At 66.1% G+C, this 16,636-nt stretch carries 11 protein-coding genes; 9 read left to right on the forward strand and 2 right to left on the reverse strand.

What is annotated here, in order from left to right; genetic code table 11:
- The first annotated feature begins 77 nt into the window (after positions 1-77).
- Positions 78-980: a GTP-binding protein LepA gene (locus ACFTSF_RS05980; RefSeq protein WP_344159839.1), complete on the forward strand. Its 903-nt coding sequence runs from the start codon at positions 78-80 to the stop codon at positions 978-980.
- Positions 981-1,200: 220 nt separating this feature from the next.
- Positions 1,201-2,484, forward strand: a complete 1,284-nt coding sequence (locus ACFTSF_RS05985) for an ABC transporter ATP-binding protein (RefSeq protein ID WP_344159842.1) — start codon at positions 1,201-1,203, stop codon at positions 2,482-2,484.
- Between the two features lie 511 nt (positions 2,485-2,995).
- Here the strand turns inward: ACFTSF_RS05985 and ACFTSF_RS05990 are convergent.
- Positions 2,996-4,015, reverse strand: a complete 1,020-nt coding sequence (locus tag ACFTSF_RS05990) for a LacI family DNA-binding transcriptional regulator (RefSeq protein ID WP_380152715.1) — start codon at positions 4,013-4,015, stop codon at positions 2,996-2,998.
- A gap of 96 nt (positions 4,016-4,111) precedes the next feature.
- Here ACFTSF_RS05990 and ACFTSF_RS05995 point away from each other — a divergent pair, with 96 nt between their 5' ends.
- The 7 genes from ACFTSF_RS05995 to ACFTSF_RS06025 all read left to right on the forward strand — a co-directional run bounded on the left by ACFTSF_RS05995 (position 4,112) and on the right by ACFTSF_RS06025 (position 13,477).
- Positions 4,112-5,689 carry a glycoside hydrolase family 13 protein gene (locus ACFTSF_RS05995; protein WP_380152716.1) on the forward strand — a complete coding sequence of 526 codons (1,578 nt, stop codon included), beginning with the start codon at positions 4,112-4,114 and terminating at the stop codon, positions 5,687-5,689.
- Between the two features lie 2 nt (positions 5,690-5,691).
- Positions 5,692-7,035: an ABC transporter substrate-binding protein gene (locus ACFTSF_RS06000; RefSeq protein WP_380152717.1), complete on the forward strand. Its 1,344-nt coding sequence runs from the start codon at positions 5,692-5,694 to the stop codon at positions 7,033-7,035.
- A gap of 3 nt (positions 7,036-7,038) precedes the next feature.
- A complete protein-coding gene (locus ACFTSF_RS06005; protein ID WP_380152718.1) occupies positions 7,039-7,917 on the forward strand; it encodes a carbohydrate ABC transporter permease in 879 nt (292 codons plus the stop codon).
- On the forward strand, positions 7,914-8,789 hold the full coding sequence (locus tag ACFTSF_RS06010) for a carbohydrate ABC transporter permease (protein WP_380152719.1): 876 nt from the start codon (positions 7,914-7,916) through the stop codon (positions 8,787-8,789). The genes ACFTSF_RS06005 and ACFTSF_RS06010 overlap by 4 nt, the downstream gene beginning before the upstream one ends.
- 40 nt (positions 8,790-8,829) lie before the next feature.
- Positions 8,830-11,715 (forward strand): CBM35 domain-containing protein, encoded by a 2,886-nt coding sequence (locus tag ACFTSF_RS06015; protein ID WP_380152720.1) that lies wholly within the window; start codon positions 8,830-8,832, stop codon positions 11,713-11,715.
- Positions 11,716-11,800: 85 nt separating this feature from the next.
- Positions 11,801-12,598: an NPP1 family protein gene (locus tag ACFTSF_RS06020; protein WP_380152721.1), complete on the forward strand. Its 798-nt coding sequence runs from the start codon at positions 11,801-11,803 to the stop codon at positions 12,596-12,598.
- 93 nt (positions 12,599-12,691) lie between these two features.
- On the forward strand, positions 12,692-13,477 hold the full coding sequence (locus tag ACFTSF_RS06025) for an NPP1 family protein (RefSeq protein WP_380152722.1): 786 nt from the start codon (positions 12,692-12,694) through the stop codon (positions 13,475-13,477).
- A 49-nt stretch (positions 13,478-13,526) separates the two neighbouring features.
- Here the strand turns inward: ACFTSF_RS06025 and ACFTSF_RS06030 are convergent, their stop codons facing one another.
- Positions 13,527-15,722, reverse strand: a complete 2,196-nt coding sequence (locus ACFTSF_RS06030) for a carbohydrate-binding protein (RefSeq protein ID WP_380152723.1) — start codon at positions 15,720-15,722, stop codon at positions 13,527-13,529.
- Between the last annotated feature and the right edge of the window lie 914 nt (positions 15,723-16,636).

Raw genomic sequence — 16,636 nt, forward strand, 5'->3', positions numbered from 1 at the left:
CCGAAGGGGTGGGGATCCGTCGTGGTGGTGGTAGGCCGGGACAAGCGAAGTTGCGGCTGGCAAGAGGATGACACCCGATGACCGCCGCGGAGACATCACGCGTGCGGTACCGGCGTCCGCGCCGGGACGAGTCGGTCGAGGCACGGCTGTTCGAGCATGTCGAGCGACTCGGCGAGGAGCATCCGCCGATCCCGTTGGACAGTGCGGATTTCAGCATGAAAAGACCAGACCTGTTGGCCAGCAGGTTTGGTGGCGTGGTCGCTTACATGACCCGCGTCGAGCTGGAGGTCGAGCGCAATGTCCTGGAGCTGAACCTGCTGCTCCCGGACCCGCCGCCGGTCGACAAGCTCTTCTACGCCGAGGTCTGGTCGCCGCAGGAGATCCATCACGGTCTGTTGCTGGACCGCTTGCAGACCCTGGCCGGTCTGCCGGTCTCGGCGCCGAACGTCGACAAGATCTCGTTCCAGCTGCGCTTCCTCGGCGCGCTCGCGCATCTGCCGGTGATCCAGGACATCAGCCGGATGCTCTACTACCTGACCGGCGTCGCCACCGAGAAGTCCGCGATTCTGGCCTACAACCTGCTGCACAAGGGCCTGCTGGATCTCGGTGAGAAGGCGGTCGCGTCGACGATCATCGCGCCGATCCGCCGCCAGGAGCCGGGTCACTTCGCCTACTACAAGATCGCCGCCCGCGGCCTGTGGGACGAGATGGCTCCCTGGCAGAAGTGGCTGACCCGGCTGCTCCGCAAACAGTCCTTCGAGGTCGTCGGCGCCTACAACAAGCGCCAGCGGACCGAGTTCGGTGGCGTGATGGAGGCGCTCGGCATCACCGCCGAGGGTGACATCGGCATCCAGAAGTACGCGCAGCAGGTCGGCCAGGTCGAGCTCGAGATGCTCTGGGCGGAGCGGCAGGGCCTCCGCTTCCCGAGCTACGTCCTCGATTCATTCCGGAGCGCTTTCCGCCTGCACCGCCGCGGCTGACGGAGGCGCCCGGTTGCTTGCCTGAAGCATCTATCTGGCGGGACAGCGGAAGGTCCGGACAACTGTCGGCCGTCCCGGGCCGAATATCTACGGAATGTCCCGACTCCGTTGCGTAGCGGAGTGGTCGCGGTGAATCGCTTGCTTTGCCCTGGACAGTGGGTGGAGGCTCGGCTATACGTTAGGCCCCCGTTAAGTTGCCGCCCCACCTGGGAGTACGTCGATGAGTTCGATCCGACTCGACTCGATCTCGAAGTCGTACGACGGGGAACACTTTGCCGTGAGCAAGTTTTCCCTGGACGTGGCGGACGGTGAGTTCATGGTCCTGCTCGGGCCGTCGGGGTGCGGGAAGTCGACGGTCCTGCGGATGATGGCCGGGCTGGAGGAGATCACCGCCGGGGAGCTGTACTTCAACGAGGTGTTCGCCAACCGGATCGGTGCCCGCGACCGCGGGGTCGCGATGGTCTTCCAGAGTGGCGCCCTGTACCCGAACCGGACGGTCCGCGGGAACATCACCTTCCCGCTGCAGATGGCCGGGGAGAAGCCTGAAGAGGCCAACGAGAAGGCCCACCAGTTGGCCGGGGTGCTCGGGATCCAGCAGACCCTGGACCGCCTCCCGCAGACGCTGTCGGGCGGGCAGCGGCAGCGGGTCGCGATCGGGCGAGCGATCGTCCGGCAGCCCTCGGCGTTCCTGATGGACGAACCGCTGTCGAACCTGGACGCCGCGATGCGCACCGAGCTCCGCCAGGAGATCGGCGCGATGACCCGCGACATGGGCATCACCACCGTCTACGTCACCCACGACCAGGTCGAGGCGCTCACCCTCGCCGACCGGATCGCCGTCATGCGCGACGGCCGCCTGGAGGACGTCGGCACGCCGGCCGAGGTCTTCGACGACCCGGCCACCGCCTTCGTCGCCGGGTTCCTCGGCACCCCGCGAATCAACCTCCTGTCCAGCTCAGTCCGAGCCGAAGGCGGCCGCGTCAGCCTCGTGCTCGGCGGCGGCCAGGCGCTCCACCTCGCCCCGGACGATCGCCGTACGACGCTCCTGCTCCGCCGGGGCGGTGAGGAGATCGTGATCGGCGTCCGCAGCGACGCGCTCACCCTCGACGGCGAGGCCCAACCGAACCGCGTATCCGGCCGACTGCGCACCCTGGAGTACCACGGTCACCAGTGGATCGCGTACGTCGAAACCGGCATCGACATGGTCAACCCCGACCTCGTCGGCCGCCGCAAACCCGAGCGCATCTCCAACCACTCACGCCGTTCCTTCTGGCGCCGAGCCGCCCGCGCCACCAAGCGCTCCGGCATCCTGCACCGCCGCGACCAGGCCCGCGCAGCGCTCCCCGAAACCTCAGCCCCCACCCACCGCCGAGCCGACCTGGTCGTCGAGCTCCACTCGAGCACCCCGCACGTCCCCGGCGACCAGGTCAGCTTCGCCGTCGACATGAGCCGCGTCTACCTCTTCGACCGCCACGGCCTCCGCATAGACCGCGTCACCCGCTAACCTCCCCACCCCCGCACCAGCCCCCGCCCCGCCCCCGACCGCATTTGGTGGGTGCACCCATCCGCTGGGAGGTTCCCCCACCAAACTCCGGGGTGGGAACCTCCCATTTGGTGGGTGCACCCACCTTCTGGTTTGTACGGCGGGGCGGGCTGGGGTTTCGCTCGGATGTGGCCGGGGACCTACGGCGGTGGTTGCTCGCCGCTGCGGCCGGTTCTACAGAGGAGGTGTGGCTGGCCGGGTCTGGGGCTGGGCTGCTTGGCGAGGTCGGCGAGCAGAGGTGAACGTCGCCTGGGCTTCCGGGCTTGGGTTGCTGTCGAGGGATGGGGCGGCCTGTTGGGTGATCCGTCGCGGTGGTTGAGGCCTGCTGCCCGGGCCGAGCCAACAACCGGGGGTTTGAACAGGACGTGGTGGGGTTGAACAGGTCATTTCTTGTTCACGCCCACCGTGGGGGCTCCGCACCCCCGAGTAGTGGACGGCTGGACGCCAGGTCGGCGGGCGGGTGGGGGTGGGATTAGCGGGCCGGGCCGGTCGACGCCCGTTCGATCAGCTGGACGTCGAGGGTGATGGGGGAGTCGGGGTGCTCGTGTTTTTCGATTGTGGCTAGGAGGCGTTCGACTGCGAGGGCGGCTTTCTGGGGGATGTCTTGGGCGACCGTGGTGAGTTTGGGGGTGACGTACTCGCTGAGGTCGAGGTTGTCGAAACCGATGACCGAGAGAGCTTCCGGTACGGCGTGCCCTGTGTCGGTCAGGCCTTCCATGATGCCGATGGCGAGGATGTCGGCGGTGGCGAAGACCGCGGTGGCCTCGGGGTGCTCGGTGGGGATCCGGCGACCGAGGTCGCGACCGGTGCTGTGCGTCGTGGTCTCCACGGTGATCACGCGCTCGGTCCAGGTCAGGTCGGCCTCGGTGAATGCGGCGCGGAAGCCGGCGTACCGCTGGTGGACGACACCGGCGCCGGTGAACGCCGGACCGGCGAAGACGATCTCGCGGTGGCCGAGGCCGATCAGGTGGCGGGCGGCGAGTAACGCGCCGGTGTAGTCGTCGGAGCGGACGCCGGTCGTGAGGGGATTGTCCGAGTAGCTGTCGACGGCGAGCAGCGAGACATTCCCGACCGCACCTGGGGTCAGGCGGTCGACGTCCTCGTCGAGAAAGCCCAGCAGGACAGCGCCGTCGAGGCTCCACGACTTCAGTGCCTCGCCGACCTCACTCGGCTGCGCGATCCCGCGGAGCAGCAGGTGGTACCCGCTCTTGCGCAGTTGTCGCTCGATCTGGCCGAGGATCGCGACGTTGTGCGGGCTGATCATCAAGCTGTCCTCGTCCGCGGCCGGGACCAGCAGGCCGATCATCCGCGACGACTTCGCGGCCAGACTGCGCGCCGACGCGCTCGGCACGTAGCCGCGGGCAGCGACGATGCGCTGGATCCGCTCGATCGTCTCGGCCGAGACCCGGGCGCGATTGCCGTTCACGACGTTCGAGACCGTCATGATGCTGACGCCGGCCTCGTCCGCGATGTCCTTCAGCGTGACCCGCACGCGGCCTCCCTCGAACTGTTGACAGTTTCGTTTCCCGGAGATTACCTTCCGGTGAAGGTGGAGCGCTAAACCTATCATAAACGAAGGGTTCCGAGGATGGATCAGTGGTGGCGGGACGCGGTGATCTACCAGGTCTATCCGCGCAGTTTCGCGGACGGGAACGGTGACGGGACCGGCGATCTGGCCGGCGTCCGATCACGCCTGAGCTACCTGCGCGACCTCGGCGTCGACGCCCTCTGGTTCACCCCGTGGTATCTGTCCCCACTGGCCGACGGCGGGTACGACGTGGCCGACTACCGCACCATCGATCCCGCCTTCGGGACCGTGGCGGAGGCCGAGCGGCTCATCGCGGACGCCGCCGCCCTGGGCATCCGCACGATCGTCGACATCGTCCCGAACCACGTCTCCAGCGAGCACGAGTGGTTCAAGGCCGCGCTCGCCGCCGGCCCCGGTTCGCCGGAACGCGAGCGGTTCTGGTTCCGCTCCGGAGAGGAACTGCCGACGAACTGGATCTCCAGCTTCTCCGGTGAGACCTGGACCCGCACCAAGAACCCGGACGGTACGCCGGGCGAGTGGTACCTGCACCTATTCACCCCCGAACAACCCGACCTGAACTGGAACCATCCCGACGTACGGCGGGAGCACGAAGAGGTACTGCGGTTCTGGTTCGACCGCGGGGTCGCCGGGGTTCGCATCGACAGCGCGACCATGCCGGTCAAGGACCCATCGCTCCCCGACCTCGGCGCCACCGCAACCCACCCGTACGTCGATCGCGACGGCCTGCACGAGATCTACGCCGGCTGGCGCACGGTCGCCGACTCCTACGATCCGCCGCGGATGCTGGTCGGCGAGATCTGGCTCGCGGATCCGGAGCGATTCGCCCGCTACCTGCGGCCCGACGAACTGCACACTGCCTTCAACTTCGACCTGATGGGTCGCCCGTGGGACGCGGCCGCGCTGCGAGACTCCATCCGTACGACGCTCTCCGCACATGCACCCGTCGATGCGCCGGCCACCTGGGTGCTGTCGAACCACGATGTGACTCGCCCGGTCACGCGCTACGGCCGTGAGGACACGTCATTCGCCTTCGACACCAAGCGTTTCGGCGTACCGACTGACCTTGCGCTAGGCAACCGTCGGGCGCGCGCTGCGGCGTTGCTCACCGGCGCACTGCCCGGCTCGCTCTACATCTACCAAGGCGACGAGCTTGGTCTCCCCGAAGTGGAAGACCTTCCGACCGCCGCCCTGCAGGACCCGATCTTCTACCGCTCCGAAGGTGTCGATCCCGGCCGTGATGGTTGCCGGGTTCCATTGCCCTGGACAACGATTGGCTCGACTTTCGGGTTCAACTCGCACGGCTTCGGCCCATGGCTGCCGCAACCGGCGAACTGGGGCTCTCGCTCGGTCGAGGCCCAGGATGGCGATCCCGAATCGATGCTCACGCTCTATCGCTCGATGCTTGCCGAACGCAAGAACCTCTCCATGGATTTCGCTTGGCATCCCCTGGATGGCGAGGACCTGCTCGCCTTTACTCGCGGCGACGTGCTCTGCCTGGTCAACTTCGGCGCATCGAGGCCGCTACCGGAAGGCTCCACCGTGCTGCTCGCCAGCGCTCCCCTGACGGGCGATCTGCCCACTGACACTGCCGCCTGGGTGCGGCTGCAAGGAGAATGACCATGAAGACGATTGCCGTGGTACTCGCCCTGGCTGCTGCCCTGACCGCATGTTCCGCCGACGAACCCAAGGCCGACGGCCCGGTGACGCTCAAGGTCGCCCGGGATCCCGGTCTCGACAAGGGCGCGATCGCCGCGTTCGACGAGCGAGTCGCCCAGTTCGAGAAGGCGAATCCGGGGATCGACATCGCGCCGCAGGAGTACAACTGGACCGCCACGACCTTCACCGCCCAGCTAGCCGGTGGCACACTGCCCGACGTGTTCACGGTGCCGTTCACCGACGGCCGCGGCCTGATCGAGCGCAAGCAGATCGCCGATATCAGCGGGCTGGTCGCGAGCTTGCCGTACGCAACCAAGTTCAACGCGAACGTGGCCAAGGCCGGACAGGCGGAGGACGGCAAGATGTGGGCCGTCCCGATCGCGGCGTACGGGCAAGCCCTGCACTACAACCGGACGCTGTTCAAGCAGGCCGGGCTCGATCCGGACAAGCCGCCGGCCACGTGGGACGACGTACGGGCCGCGGCCAAGCAGATCGCCGACAAAACCGGAAAGGCCGGCTATGCGCAGCTGACCACGGACAACACTGGCGGCTGGATCCTCACCACGCTGGACTACGCGTACGGCGGCCGCACCGAGAAGATCGAGGGTGACAAGGCGACTGCGGAACTGGACACCCCGGAGCTGACCGCGGTCCTGCAGTGGCTGAAGGATCTGCGCTGGACCGACAACAGCATGGGCTCGAACTTCCTCTACGACTGGGGCGGCATCAACCAGGCGTTCGCTTCCGGCCAGGTCGGCATGTACGTCTCCGGCGGCGGCAACTACGGCTCGCTGGTCACGCAGAACGCGTTGAAGCCGGCCGAGTACGGCGTCACTGTGCTTCCGCTCGCCGGTAAGCCGGAGGCCGGCGTACTGGGTGGTGGGACGCTGGCCACGGTCAGCGCCAAGGCCAACGAGGCGGTGAAAACGGCCGCGGTGAAGTGGATCGACTTCTTCTACCTGGACAAGCTCACCAACAAGGACGCGGCCGCGCTGGACGCGAAGACGACGGCAGCCTCGAAGCAGCCGGTCGGCGCTCCGCAACTGCCGGTGTTCGACCGGGCGACGTACGACGAGTCTCTCGGCTGGGTGAAGCAGTACGTGAACGTACCGCTGGAGCAGTTCAAGCCCTACACCGACAAGATGTTCGACCAGCAGTTGGTGACCGAGCCGGTGCGGTCGACCCAGGAGGTCTACAAGCTGCTGGATCCGGTGGTGCAGTCGGTGCTGACCAACAAGGACGCGGATATCGCGGACCTGCTGAAGAAGGCCGACGCCGAAGCCCAGGCGCTGCTGGACCGGAACTGATCGATGCGGACTCGTGGTGGGCTCAGCACGCTCGTCTTCCTGCTCCCACTCCTGCTCGTCTTCGGGATCTTCTCCTGGATCCCGATCGGGCGGGCGGTCCTGATGAGCTTCCAGGAGACCAACCTGGTCACGCCGTCCACCTTCGTCGGGCTGCAGAACTTCCGGGATGTCCTGGCTGATCCACTGCTCTGGACGGCGATCAAGAACACCTTGTACTTCGCGTTTCTCGCACTGTTGTTCGGCTACCCGGTGCCGTTGCTCGCAGCGGTGGTGATGAGCGAGGTCCGCCGGTTCAAGGGGTTGTACAGCGCACTGGCGTATCTGCCGGTCGTCATTCCGCCGGTGGTCGCCGTACTGCTGTGGAAGTTCTTCTATGACGCTGGGCCGAACGGGGTCTTCAACACGATCCTCGGGGCGGTCGGTCTGGGTCCGGTCGCTTGGCTGCAGGATTCGGCGATCGCGATGCCGTCGCTGGTGCTGGAGGCCACCTGGGCCGCGGCAGGTGGCACGGTGATCATCTACCTGGCCGCACTGACCGGGGTGTCGACAGAGCTGTATGAGGCCGCCGAGATCGACCGCGCTTCGATCTGGCGGAAGATCTGGCACGTCACGCTGCCGCAGCTGCGCGGGATCCTGCTGATCACGTTCATCCTGCAGATCGTCGGTACGGCGCAGGTGTTCCTGGAGCCGTTCTTGTTCACCGGCGGCGGCCCGGCGAACTCGACCACCACCCTGTTGCTGCTGATCTACGACTATGCCTTCGCGAACAGCCTGGGCGGGCAGTACGGGATGGCGACCGCGTTGAGCATCATGCTGGCGCTCGTGCTCGGTCTGCTGTCCGCGGTGTACTTCCGGCTGACGCGTGGTTGGAGCAAGTCATGAGTCGCGGAATCCTGTCACCCAGTGAGTGGCTGCGCCCGGGCATCCGTCGGACGACCCGCGGGTTGCACGCCGTACTGCTGGTGTCGTTGTTCGTGATCGGGCTCGGCCCGATGCTCTGGCTTGCGAAGGCGGCGATCACGCCGACCCAGGACACCCTGCGGTCGCCGCTCGCGCTCTGGCCGCACGGCATGGATTGGGCCAACCTCGCTACCGCCTGGACCCGCGTTGAGGTGGACAAGTACTTCCTGAACACGGTCGTCCTCGCGGGTGGTTCCTGGTTGGTGCAGTTGCTGGTGGCAACGACGGCAGGCTTCGCCCTGTCGGTACTGCGGCCGCGGTATGGGAAGGTGATCACCGGCGTCGTGCTGGCGACCCTGTTCGTCCCGTCGGTCGTATTGCTCGTACCGCTCTACCTCACCATCGTCGACCCACCGTTGCTGAAGGCATCGTTGATCAACTCGTTCTGGGCGGTGTGGTTGCCGGCCGGCGCGAATGCCTTCAACATCCTGCTGGTCCAGCGTTTCTTCGACAACCTGCCTCGGGAGGTGTTCGAGGCGGCGCGCGTGGACGGCGCCGGTCCGTTCCGGCTGTTCTGGTCGGTGGTACTGCCGATGTCCCGCCCGATCCTCGGCGTGGTCTCGGTCTTCGCGATCATCGCCGCCTGGAAGGACTTCCTCTGGCCGATGCTCGTCCTCCCGGACCCCGACCTGCAACCGCTGTCGGTCCGGCTGCCAGCGCTGCAACGCTTCGTTGAACTCGACGTCTTCCTCGCCGCGCTGGCCATCTCCACGGTGATCCCGGTGGTGCTGTTCGCAGTCTTCCAACGTTTCTTCCTCAAGACCGGCGCCCTCCAGGGTGCAGTCAAGGGCTGACCCAGCCCACATCCCGCCCGCCCAGAAGAACGGCCCCGCCATGTCCAGACCCCGCCTCGCACTCCTCTCCGCTCTCACCCTCCTCCTCACTCTGCTCACCCTCCCCGCCACCGCGGCCCCCACCACCTACGAACTAGAGAACAGCACCCGCTCCGGCGGCGCCGTAGTCGAAACCAACCACGCCGGCTACTCCGGCACCGGCTTCATCGGCGGCTTCACCGACCCCAACAAAGGCACCGCCGCCATCGGTTTGTCCGTCTCCGCGACCGCCGGACCATCAACCCTCACCCTCCGCTACGCCAACGGAACCGGCTCACCCAAAACCCTCTCGCTCTATCTCGGCGCCACGAGGCTCCGGCAGCTCACCTTGCCTCCCACCGCCAACTGGGACACGTGGGGTACCACAGTCGAGTCCGTCACCTTGGCCGCCGGCAACAACACCATCTCCTACCGCTTCGACACCACCGACTCCGGCAACGTGAACCTGGATCGCGTCGTGGTCGACAGCGCACCCGCCCCGGCGGACGGTGTCCACGAAGCCGAATCGGCGGCCCTCTCTGGTGGAGCGGTCGCCCAATCGGACCACCCCGGCTACACCGGCACCGGCTTCGTAGGCGGCTACACCGACGCCACCAAAGGCACCGCCGCCACCACCTTCACCGTTCCTGCAACTGCCGGCCTCAAGACCCTCACCCTGCGCTACGCGAACGGCACCGGCACCGCCATGACGCTGTCTCTTTACGTCGCGGGGACCAGATTGCGCCAAATCACCCTTCCCGCGACGGCGAACTGGGATACCTGGGGAACCGCCCCCGAGTCTGTCACGCTGGTTGCTGGTAGCAACAACATCGCCTACCGCTTCGATAGCACCGACTCGGGCAACGTCAACCTGGACAGCCTCACGGTCACCGACGCGACCGAACCACCGCCCTCCGGCGGCCCTGCCCTCGAGAACGCCTTCCTGTCCGGCGGCGCCACGGCCGCTACCTCAATCGCCGGGTACGCCGGCACCGGCTATATCACCGGATTCGCCACAGTCGGCGCCCGCGCGATCCGTACCGTCAACGTCACCGCAGCAGGCGCGGCGACCACGACCCTTCGCTACAACAACTCCACCGGCAGCACCAAGACCCTCAGCACCTATGCGAACGGCGTCAAAGCCGCCCAGCTCTCCCTCCCCGCAACCACTGGCTGGGCGACCGTCACGCAGTCGTTGACACTCCGCGCCGGCCTCAACCTCATCGGCTACCAGTACGACACCGGCGACAGCGGCAACGTCGAGCTCGACGACCTCGCAGTCACCGGCTCCGCGAACCTCGCCACCCGCGGAGCCACCGTGCCGTACACCGAATACGAAGCGGAGAACGCCAGCATGAACGGCGTCACGATCGGCCCAGACCGCACGTACCGGACCGTCGCCTCCGAGTCCTCCGGCCGTCGCGCGGTCCGGCTCGACAACGCCGGCAAGTACGTCGACTTCACCCTCACCAAGCCGACCAATTCGCTCGTCGTCCGCTACTCGATCCCCGACAACGCGGCCGGCACCGGGATCACCGCCCCACTCGGGATCTATACCGGCGGTTCGAAGGTCAAGGACCTGCAGCTGACCTCGGCGTACAGCTGGGTCTATGGCAACTACCCGTTCCCCAATGACCCCGGTCTCGGCGGCGGGCACCGCTTCTACGACGAGGCCCGTACGACGCTCCCGTCGTACCCGGCTGGAACTGTCCTCCGACTGCAGAACGACACGTCCACGCCGATCACGATCGACCTGATCGACACCGAGGTCGTCGCGCCGGCGTACGTCGTACCCGCGAACTCAGTTGATTTGACGGCGTACGGGGCGGTGTCGGGTGGCGGTGATGACACGGCTGCGTTCAACTCGGCGATCAGCGCGGCGAAGTCGGCCGGCAAGACACTGTGGATCCCGTCCGGCACGTTCGATCTGACGGCGCGGGTGAACGTCGACAACGTCACCGTGCGCGGCGCCGGCATGTGGTACTCGACGATCCGCGGCAACGCCGGCCGTGGCGGGCTGTTCGCCACCGGCAGCAATGTGCAGCTCGCCGACTTCACCTTCGCCGGTGATGTCCGGTACCGCGATCCCGACGGCCAGGTGACGACGGACTCGGCGATCGAAGGCAACTTCGGTACCGGATCGTTGATCCACAACGTCTGGATCGAGCACTCGAAGACCGGCATCTGGGCCAACAGCGGGACCGATGGGCTCTATATCGTCGGCGTCCGGATCCGCGACCAGTTCGCCGACGGCCTGAACCTGAACACCTTCAGCGGCGACGGCAGCCCGGTCCGCAACGCCCGTGTCGACCAAAGCGTCTTCCGCAACACCGGTGACGACGCGATGGCGATGTGGTCTTTCAACAGTGCCGTCTCCGACTGTGCGTTCACCTTCAACACCGCAACTCTTCCGGCCCTCGCCAACACGGCCGCGATCTACGGCGGCGTGAACAACCGGATCGAGGACAACCTGTTGTCCGACACGGTGTACACGGCATCCGGGATCACTTTGAGCACTTGGCATTCGGCGCAACCGTTCGGCGGTACGACGGTTGTCCAGCGCAACACGATCACCCGCGCCGGTGGTTTCAACACCGACTGGAACAGCAGTCAGGGCGGGCTGTGGCTCTACGCCGAAGCCCGCGAGATCACGGCACCGATCCTGATCAAGGACGTCGACATCATCGACAGCACCTATCAAGGCATCCTGATGTCCTGGCAGAAGACGGTCAGCAACATCACCTTCGATCACGTCAAGGTGCAGAACACCGGCACCTACGGCATCGACGTACAGGTCGCCGGTAGTGGTTCCTTCAGCTACGTGACGGTCAGCGGCACGCCATCGGGCGGCCTGAACAACACCGCCGGCTTCGTTCTCAACCGGGGTTCGGGAAACTCGGGTTTCTAGAAAACTTTATCGTGTGAAGTATTTACCAGACCGGGGTGGATCTGTCACGGTTCGACGGCGTTGTCATCCGCCTGAAGGAGCGACCATGACAGATCCGCTTCCCCCCGACTCCCGCAGTCCGCGCCGGATCCTCGGCGTACTGGCGGTGACCGCGATGCTTCTGGTGAGCACCGCGGCCACGGCCTACGCCGATCAGCTTCCGACGTTGCCGCAGAACGCGAACGGCTACGAGCAGTCCTTCTCGCCCGCCTACGACTACGACGGTGACGGGTGTTATCCGGTCGCCGCGATCAGCCCGTCCGGGACCCTCAATCCCGGCCTGAACACGACCGGTGCCGTGAACGGCAACTGCCATGACCAGTCCGACCTCGACAACTCGCAGACCTATGCCCGCTCGAAGTGCAACAACGGTTGGTGTGCGGTCGTCTATGCGAGCTACTTCGAAAAGGATCAGGCGGTCGACGGCAGCGGCCTCGGCGGTCACCGGCACGACTTCGAGCACGTGATCTCGTGGATCAACCAGTCGTCCAACCAGGTCGAGTACGTGACCACGACGCAGCACTCGAGCCAGGTCACCTACCCGCGCTCACAGGTCCGGTTCGACGGTAGTCACCCGAAGGTCGTCTTCCACAAGGACGGCGCCGGTACGCACTTCTTCCGGATCGCCAACGCCGGCGACGAACCGCCGGAGAATCACTACCACAACTGGCGTTATCCACCGATCGTCGGCTGGGACGGCTGGCCGAACACCGGTCTGCGGGACACCTTGATGAATGCCGACTTCGGGTCGGCCACCATCAAGATCAGGGACAACGGCGACAGCTTCCGTTACCTGCTCAACGTGTCCAAACCGAGTGGCATCCCGTTCGACGCGTATGCCTGAAGTTCGGCCATTCTTTCGACGGTGAACTATGTACGAACAAGCGGCTGATCTGTCATCGTCGGGAGCGTTGTCCTTCCGCCCCAAGGAGCGACCATGACAGATCATGCCCGCGCCCGCCGACGAGTCGCCGGGATCGCGATCGGTACGGCGACATTGCTGGTGGCGACGACAGTCGCGGCGTACGCAGCGCCGCCACCGAGTCTCCCGCAGAACGCGAACGGCTACGAACAATCCTTCTCACCCGCCTTCGACTACGACGGTGACGGGTGCTACCAGGTCCCGGCGATCGGTGCCGACGGCACCTTGAATCCGGGCCTCAACACGACCGGCGCGGTCAATGGCAACTGCCGCGACCAGTCCGACCTCGACAACTCCCAGACCTACTCACGCTCGAAGTGCAACAACGGCTGGTGTGCCGTCGTGTACGCCGGCTACTTCGAGAAGGACCAGGCCGTGGCCGGCAGCGGCCTCGGCGGTCACCGGCACGACTTCGAGCACGTCATTTCCTGGATCAACCAGTCGTCCAACCAGGTCGAGTTCGTGACCACGACGCAGCACTCGAGTCAGGTCACCTACCCGCGCTCACAGGTGCGGTTCGACGGCACGCACCCGAAGATCGTTTACCACAAAGACGGAGCCAGCACGCACTTCTACCGGCTCGCCAACAGCAACGACGAACCGCCCGAGAACCACTACCACAACTGGCGTTACCCGCCGCTCGTCGGCTACGACGGCTGGCCGAACACCAACCTGCGCACGACGTTGATGAACGCCAACTTCGGGTCGGCCACCATCAAGATCACCGACAAGGACGATCGCTTCCGCAACCTGCTGAACGCGTCCAAGCCGAGCGGGATCCCGTTCGACCCCTGGAACTAGTTTTCGGTGAAGAGGGGGGAGGGACCCCGCCGGTCCCTCCCCGCCTCGGTCATTCGGTGAGCTTCAAGTAGTCGAGGTTGAAGCCACCGCTCTCGCAGAAGACGGTGATGTTCTGGTCGCCGGCCGGCAGTGTCACCTGAGTGCTGATCGACTGGTAGGTCGCCCAGCCGCCGGTGGCCGGCACCGAGACCTTCGCCAGTACGGCGCCTGCTGCGTCCCGGATCGAGATTGCATCCGGGGCGGTTGCGCCGGTGCCGTTGGCCACCCGCAACTCGAGGTTGTAGGTGGCCGCCTTGGTCAGGTCGACGCGGTACTGCAACCACTTGCCGGTGTCGGTCCAGCCGACGTTCTTACCGCCACTGGCCGACGGGTTCGACTCGACGAAGTTCGCGCCGCCATCCGTCCAGCCGCTCTGCGCGACGTACGACTCCGCCTCGATGTTCTGACCGACCGGCGTACCGTGCGGTCTCACGGTGACGTTGATCGTCACCTCGTCCTTGGCAGCACCGTCGGTGACGCGAACCTTCACGGTCTGCGCGCCGGCGACGGTCGGGCGGAGCGTGAGCAGACCGGTCTGCGCATCCAGGCTGACACCGGCCGGAAGCTCGGTCGCGTAATACGCGAGCTTGTCCCGATCCCGATCCGTCGCCGCGAGCTGAACCTGAGTGGCGCCGTACTGGTCGGCGACGACATCCGGTACGTCGTTCAGCACGGGCGCGTGGTTTCCGTGCTGCGACGGGACCTCGCCGTGCCAGCGGTAGGTCGCGAACGACTTCGCGGGAACCGTGACGGTGAACGTCTTTCCGGCCATCGACACCCGGACCTGGCTCGACGTGGCGTTCGCGTTGCCGACGATCGCGACGAAGTTGTCGCCGCGATCCTTGAAGACCACGTTGCTGATCCCGTTGGTCGTCGTACTCGACTCGACGCGGGTGTGCTCCGGGCCGAGGTACTTGGCGAACTGGCCCATCGCGTACAGCTCGTCCCGGACTGTGAAAGTGCGAGCGGTGGTGTCGACCTTGACCAGCCGGTTCGGCCACTTGGTGGTGCGACCGACCTCGGCCCAGTCGATGTTGTTGTCCCGCGCCGGCGTCCAGTGCAGCGTGCCGCCGTCCTGATCGGTCGTCTGCGCCCACATCACGTACGACGACGCGTCCAGCCGGAAGTAGCTGAGAATCGTGTCAGGTGACAGGTTGCTGGTCTCGGTCATGTGTACCGGCTTGCCGGTCTGCTCGTAGGCGTCCCGCATGACGGTCGGATCACCCCAGTACGGGTGGAAGGCGATCGCGTCACTTGCCTTCTTGGTGGCCGGGTCGTTGAAGATCCGGTAGTAGTTCTTGGTCGCGGTGCTGTTCGGGTCGCGCCAGTCCCAGAAATTGAAGTCGTGGACATAGAGCTCGGTCCGCAGCCCAGCCCGCCGTACCTCCCGCTTGATCGCGACGGCCAGCTTCTGCTGCTGCTCGACGCTGATATCCATCGCCGGGTAGACGACGTCGATGCCGGGCTCGTTGAGCAACGTGAGCGCGTCGACGTTGATGCCGTGCTTGGCGAACGCCTGGATGTACTTCACGTAGTACTGCGCGAAGACGTCGATACAGTCGTCGCGAAGCTTGCCCACCTGGTAATACGACGTACTGCCCGGCTTGAGCGCAACCTCACCGGTGAACCGGTTGTTCGTCTTCATCCAGGCCGGCGCACTCCACGCCGAAGCGAAGAACGTCGCCTTCGGGTTGTAGCGCTGAATCAGCTTGGCGGTTTCGACGATGTGCGTGTCCAGGTCGCGCTTGATCGAAAAATACTTGAGCCCGAAGTCCTCGGTCACACCCGCCGGGAGCTCGTCGTACGACCAGAACGGCAGATGCTCGATCAGATCCGGACTCCCGATCGTCAACCGGAACCGATCGAACCCAGCCCCACTCTTCGGATCCGCCAGCAACCGAATCGCCCGATCCCGCTCAGTCGGCGTGAGCTTCCACAGGTTCGAAACACTGGTCTCGTCCAGCGAAAACCCCACCCCGCTGTACTTCTGCCGCAACGTGCTCGGATCAACCACCACGGTCGCGTCCGGCGTCGTACCCCGATCGTTCCCCACGTACGCCGAAGGCAACGCCTGCCACTGCTGCGCCGACCCACTCGAATACGTCCCGCTCACCACCACCCGCCCCGCACTAGCCGGCGCCCCACCAGTAAGCAGCCCCACCCCCAAAGCCACCACCGTCACACCCACCCCAACACTTCGCCTCACAAATTCCTCCCACCATCATCCCGGAAAGCGCTTACTCTCCGCGACCCTACGCGCCGGAATGCGCATGCACACCCCCTCCCCGGTTCCGGAACTTCCAGTCGCCTCCGGCGAGAAACGACACCGCCTCCGGCGGCGACAGCCTCGAGGCGCCTCCGGCGCAACCGCCTCATGCGGTTCCGCCGAATGCGTTCGGCGAGGAACTGTGGTGATGGGAAGTGTTGGCGTCAACCTCGGTTGCGGACGTGCTGGCGGCCGGCTGCGGTCAGGTGGTCGCCAGTTCGTCTCGTCGCCAAGGACACGTGGTAGTCCCGCAGAACGCGATCTCGCACGTGGTCCCAAGCGTGACCGAGCCCGCCGGACCCGACCACCTCATGTCGTTCCCGACCGCGACCGCCCACGACGGACGCCGCGGGTCGGTTGATCCTCCGACGGACAGGACGTATATGCGTGTCGCCGTGCCCGGCAGGCGGTGGTGAGCGGGGCGGGGTGGTTGGTGGGTTATACGTCCTGTCGTTCGCGGGATCGGTGGGATACCTGGCGAGAAAGGACACCGCCTCCGGCGGCGACAGCCCTTTGGCGCCTCCGGCGCAACCGCCCCATGCGGTTCCGCCCAATGCGTTCGGCGAGGAACTGTGGCCGAGGGGAGCGTCACCGGCTGACCGCGGTCCACCCATCCACTCACCTCGGCAAGTGGGTCTGACCGCCAACCACCCGCACCCCGCGCCCCTCGTCTCGTCGCCAAGGACACCTAGTAGTCCCACCGAACGCGATCCCGCGCCAGCCCGCACGCGTGACCGAGCCTGCCGGACCCGACGACCACATGTCGTTCCCGACCGCGACCGCCCACGACGGACGCCGCGGGTCGGTTGATCCTCCGACGGACAGGACGTATATGCGTGTCGCCGTGCCCGGCA

This window comes from Kribbella sp. NPDC056951, assembly GCF_042674205.1.
Classification (GTDB): domain Bacteria; phylum Actinomycetota; class Actinomycetes; order Propionibacteriales; family Kribbellaceae; genus Kribbella; species Kribbella yunnanensis.

Coding starts and splice junctions, on each gene's coding strand:
- ACFTSF_RS06005 (WP_380152718.1), top strand. CDS start 7,039: ATGCGGACTCGTGGTGGGCTCAGCACGCTCGTCTTCCTGCTCCCACTC.
- ACFTSF_RS06025 (WP_380152722.1), top strand. CDS start 12,692: ATGACAGATCATGCCCGCGCCCGCCGACGAGTCGCCGGGATCGCGATC.
- ACFTSF_RS06010 (WP_380152719.1), top strand. CDS start 7,914: ATGAGTCGCGGAATCCTGTCACCCAGTGAGTGGCTGCGCCCGGGCATC.
- ACFTSF_RS06000 (WP_380152717.1), top strand. CDS start 5,692: ATGAAGACGATTGCCGTGGTACTCGCCCTGGCTGCTGCCCTGACCGCA.
- ACFTSF_RS06015 (WP_380152720.1), top strand. CDS start 8,830: ATGTCCAGACCCCGCCTCGCACTCCTCTCCGCTCTCACCCTCCTCCTC.
- ACFTSF_RS05980 (WP_344159839.1), top strand. CDS start 78: ATGACCGCCGCGGAGACATCACGCGTGCGGTACCGGCGTCCGCGCCGG.
- ACFTSF_RS06020 (WP_380152721.1), top strand. CDS start 11,801: ATGACAGATCCGCTTCCCCCCGACTCCCGCAGTCCGCGCCGGATCCTC.
- ACFTSF_RS05995 (WP_380152716.1), top strand. CDS start 4,112: ATGGATCAGTGGTGGCGGGACGCGGTGATCTACCAGGTCTATCCGCGC.
- ACFTSF_RS05985 (WP_344159842.1), top strand. CDS start 1,201: ATGAGTTCGATCCGACTCGACTCGATCTCGAAGTCGTACGACGGGGAA.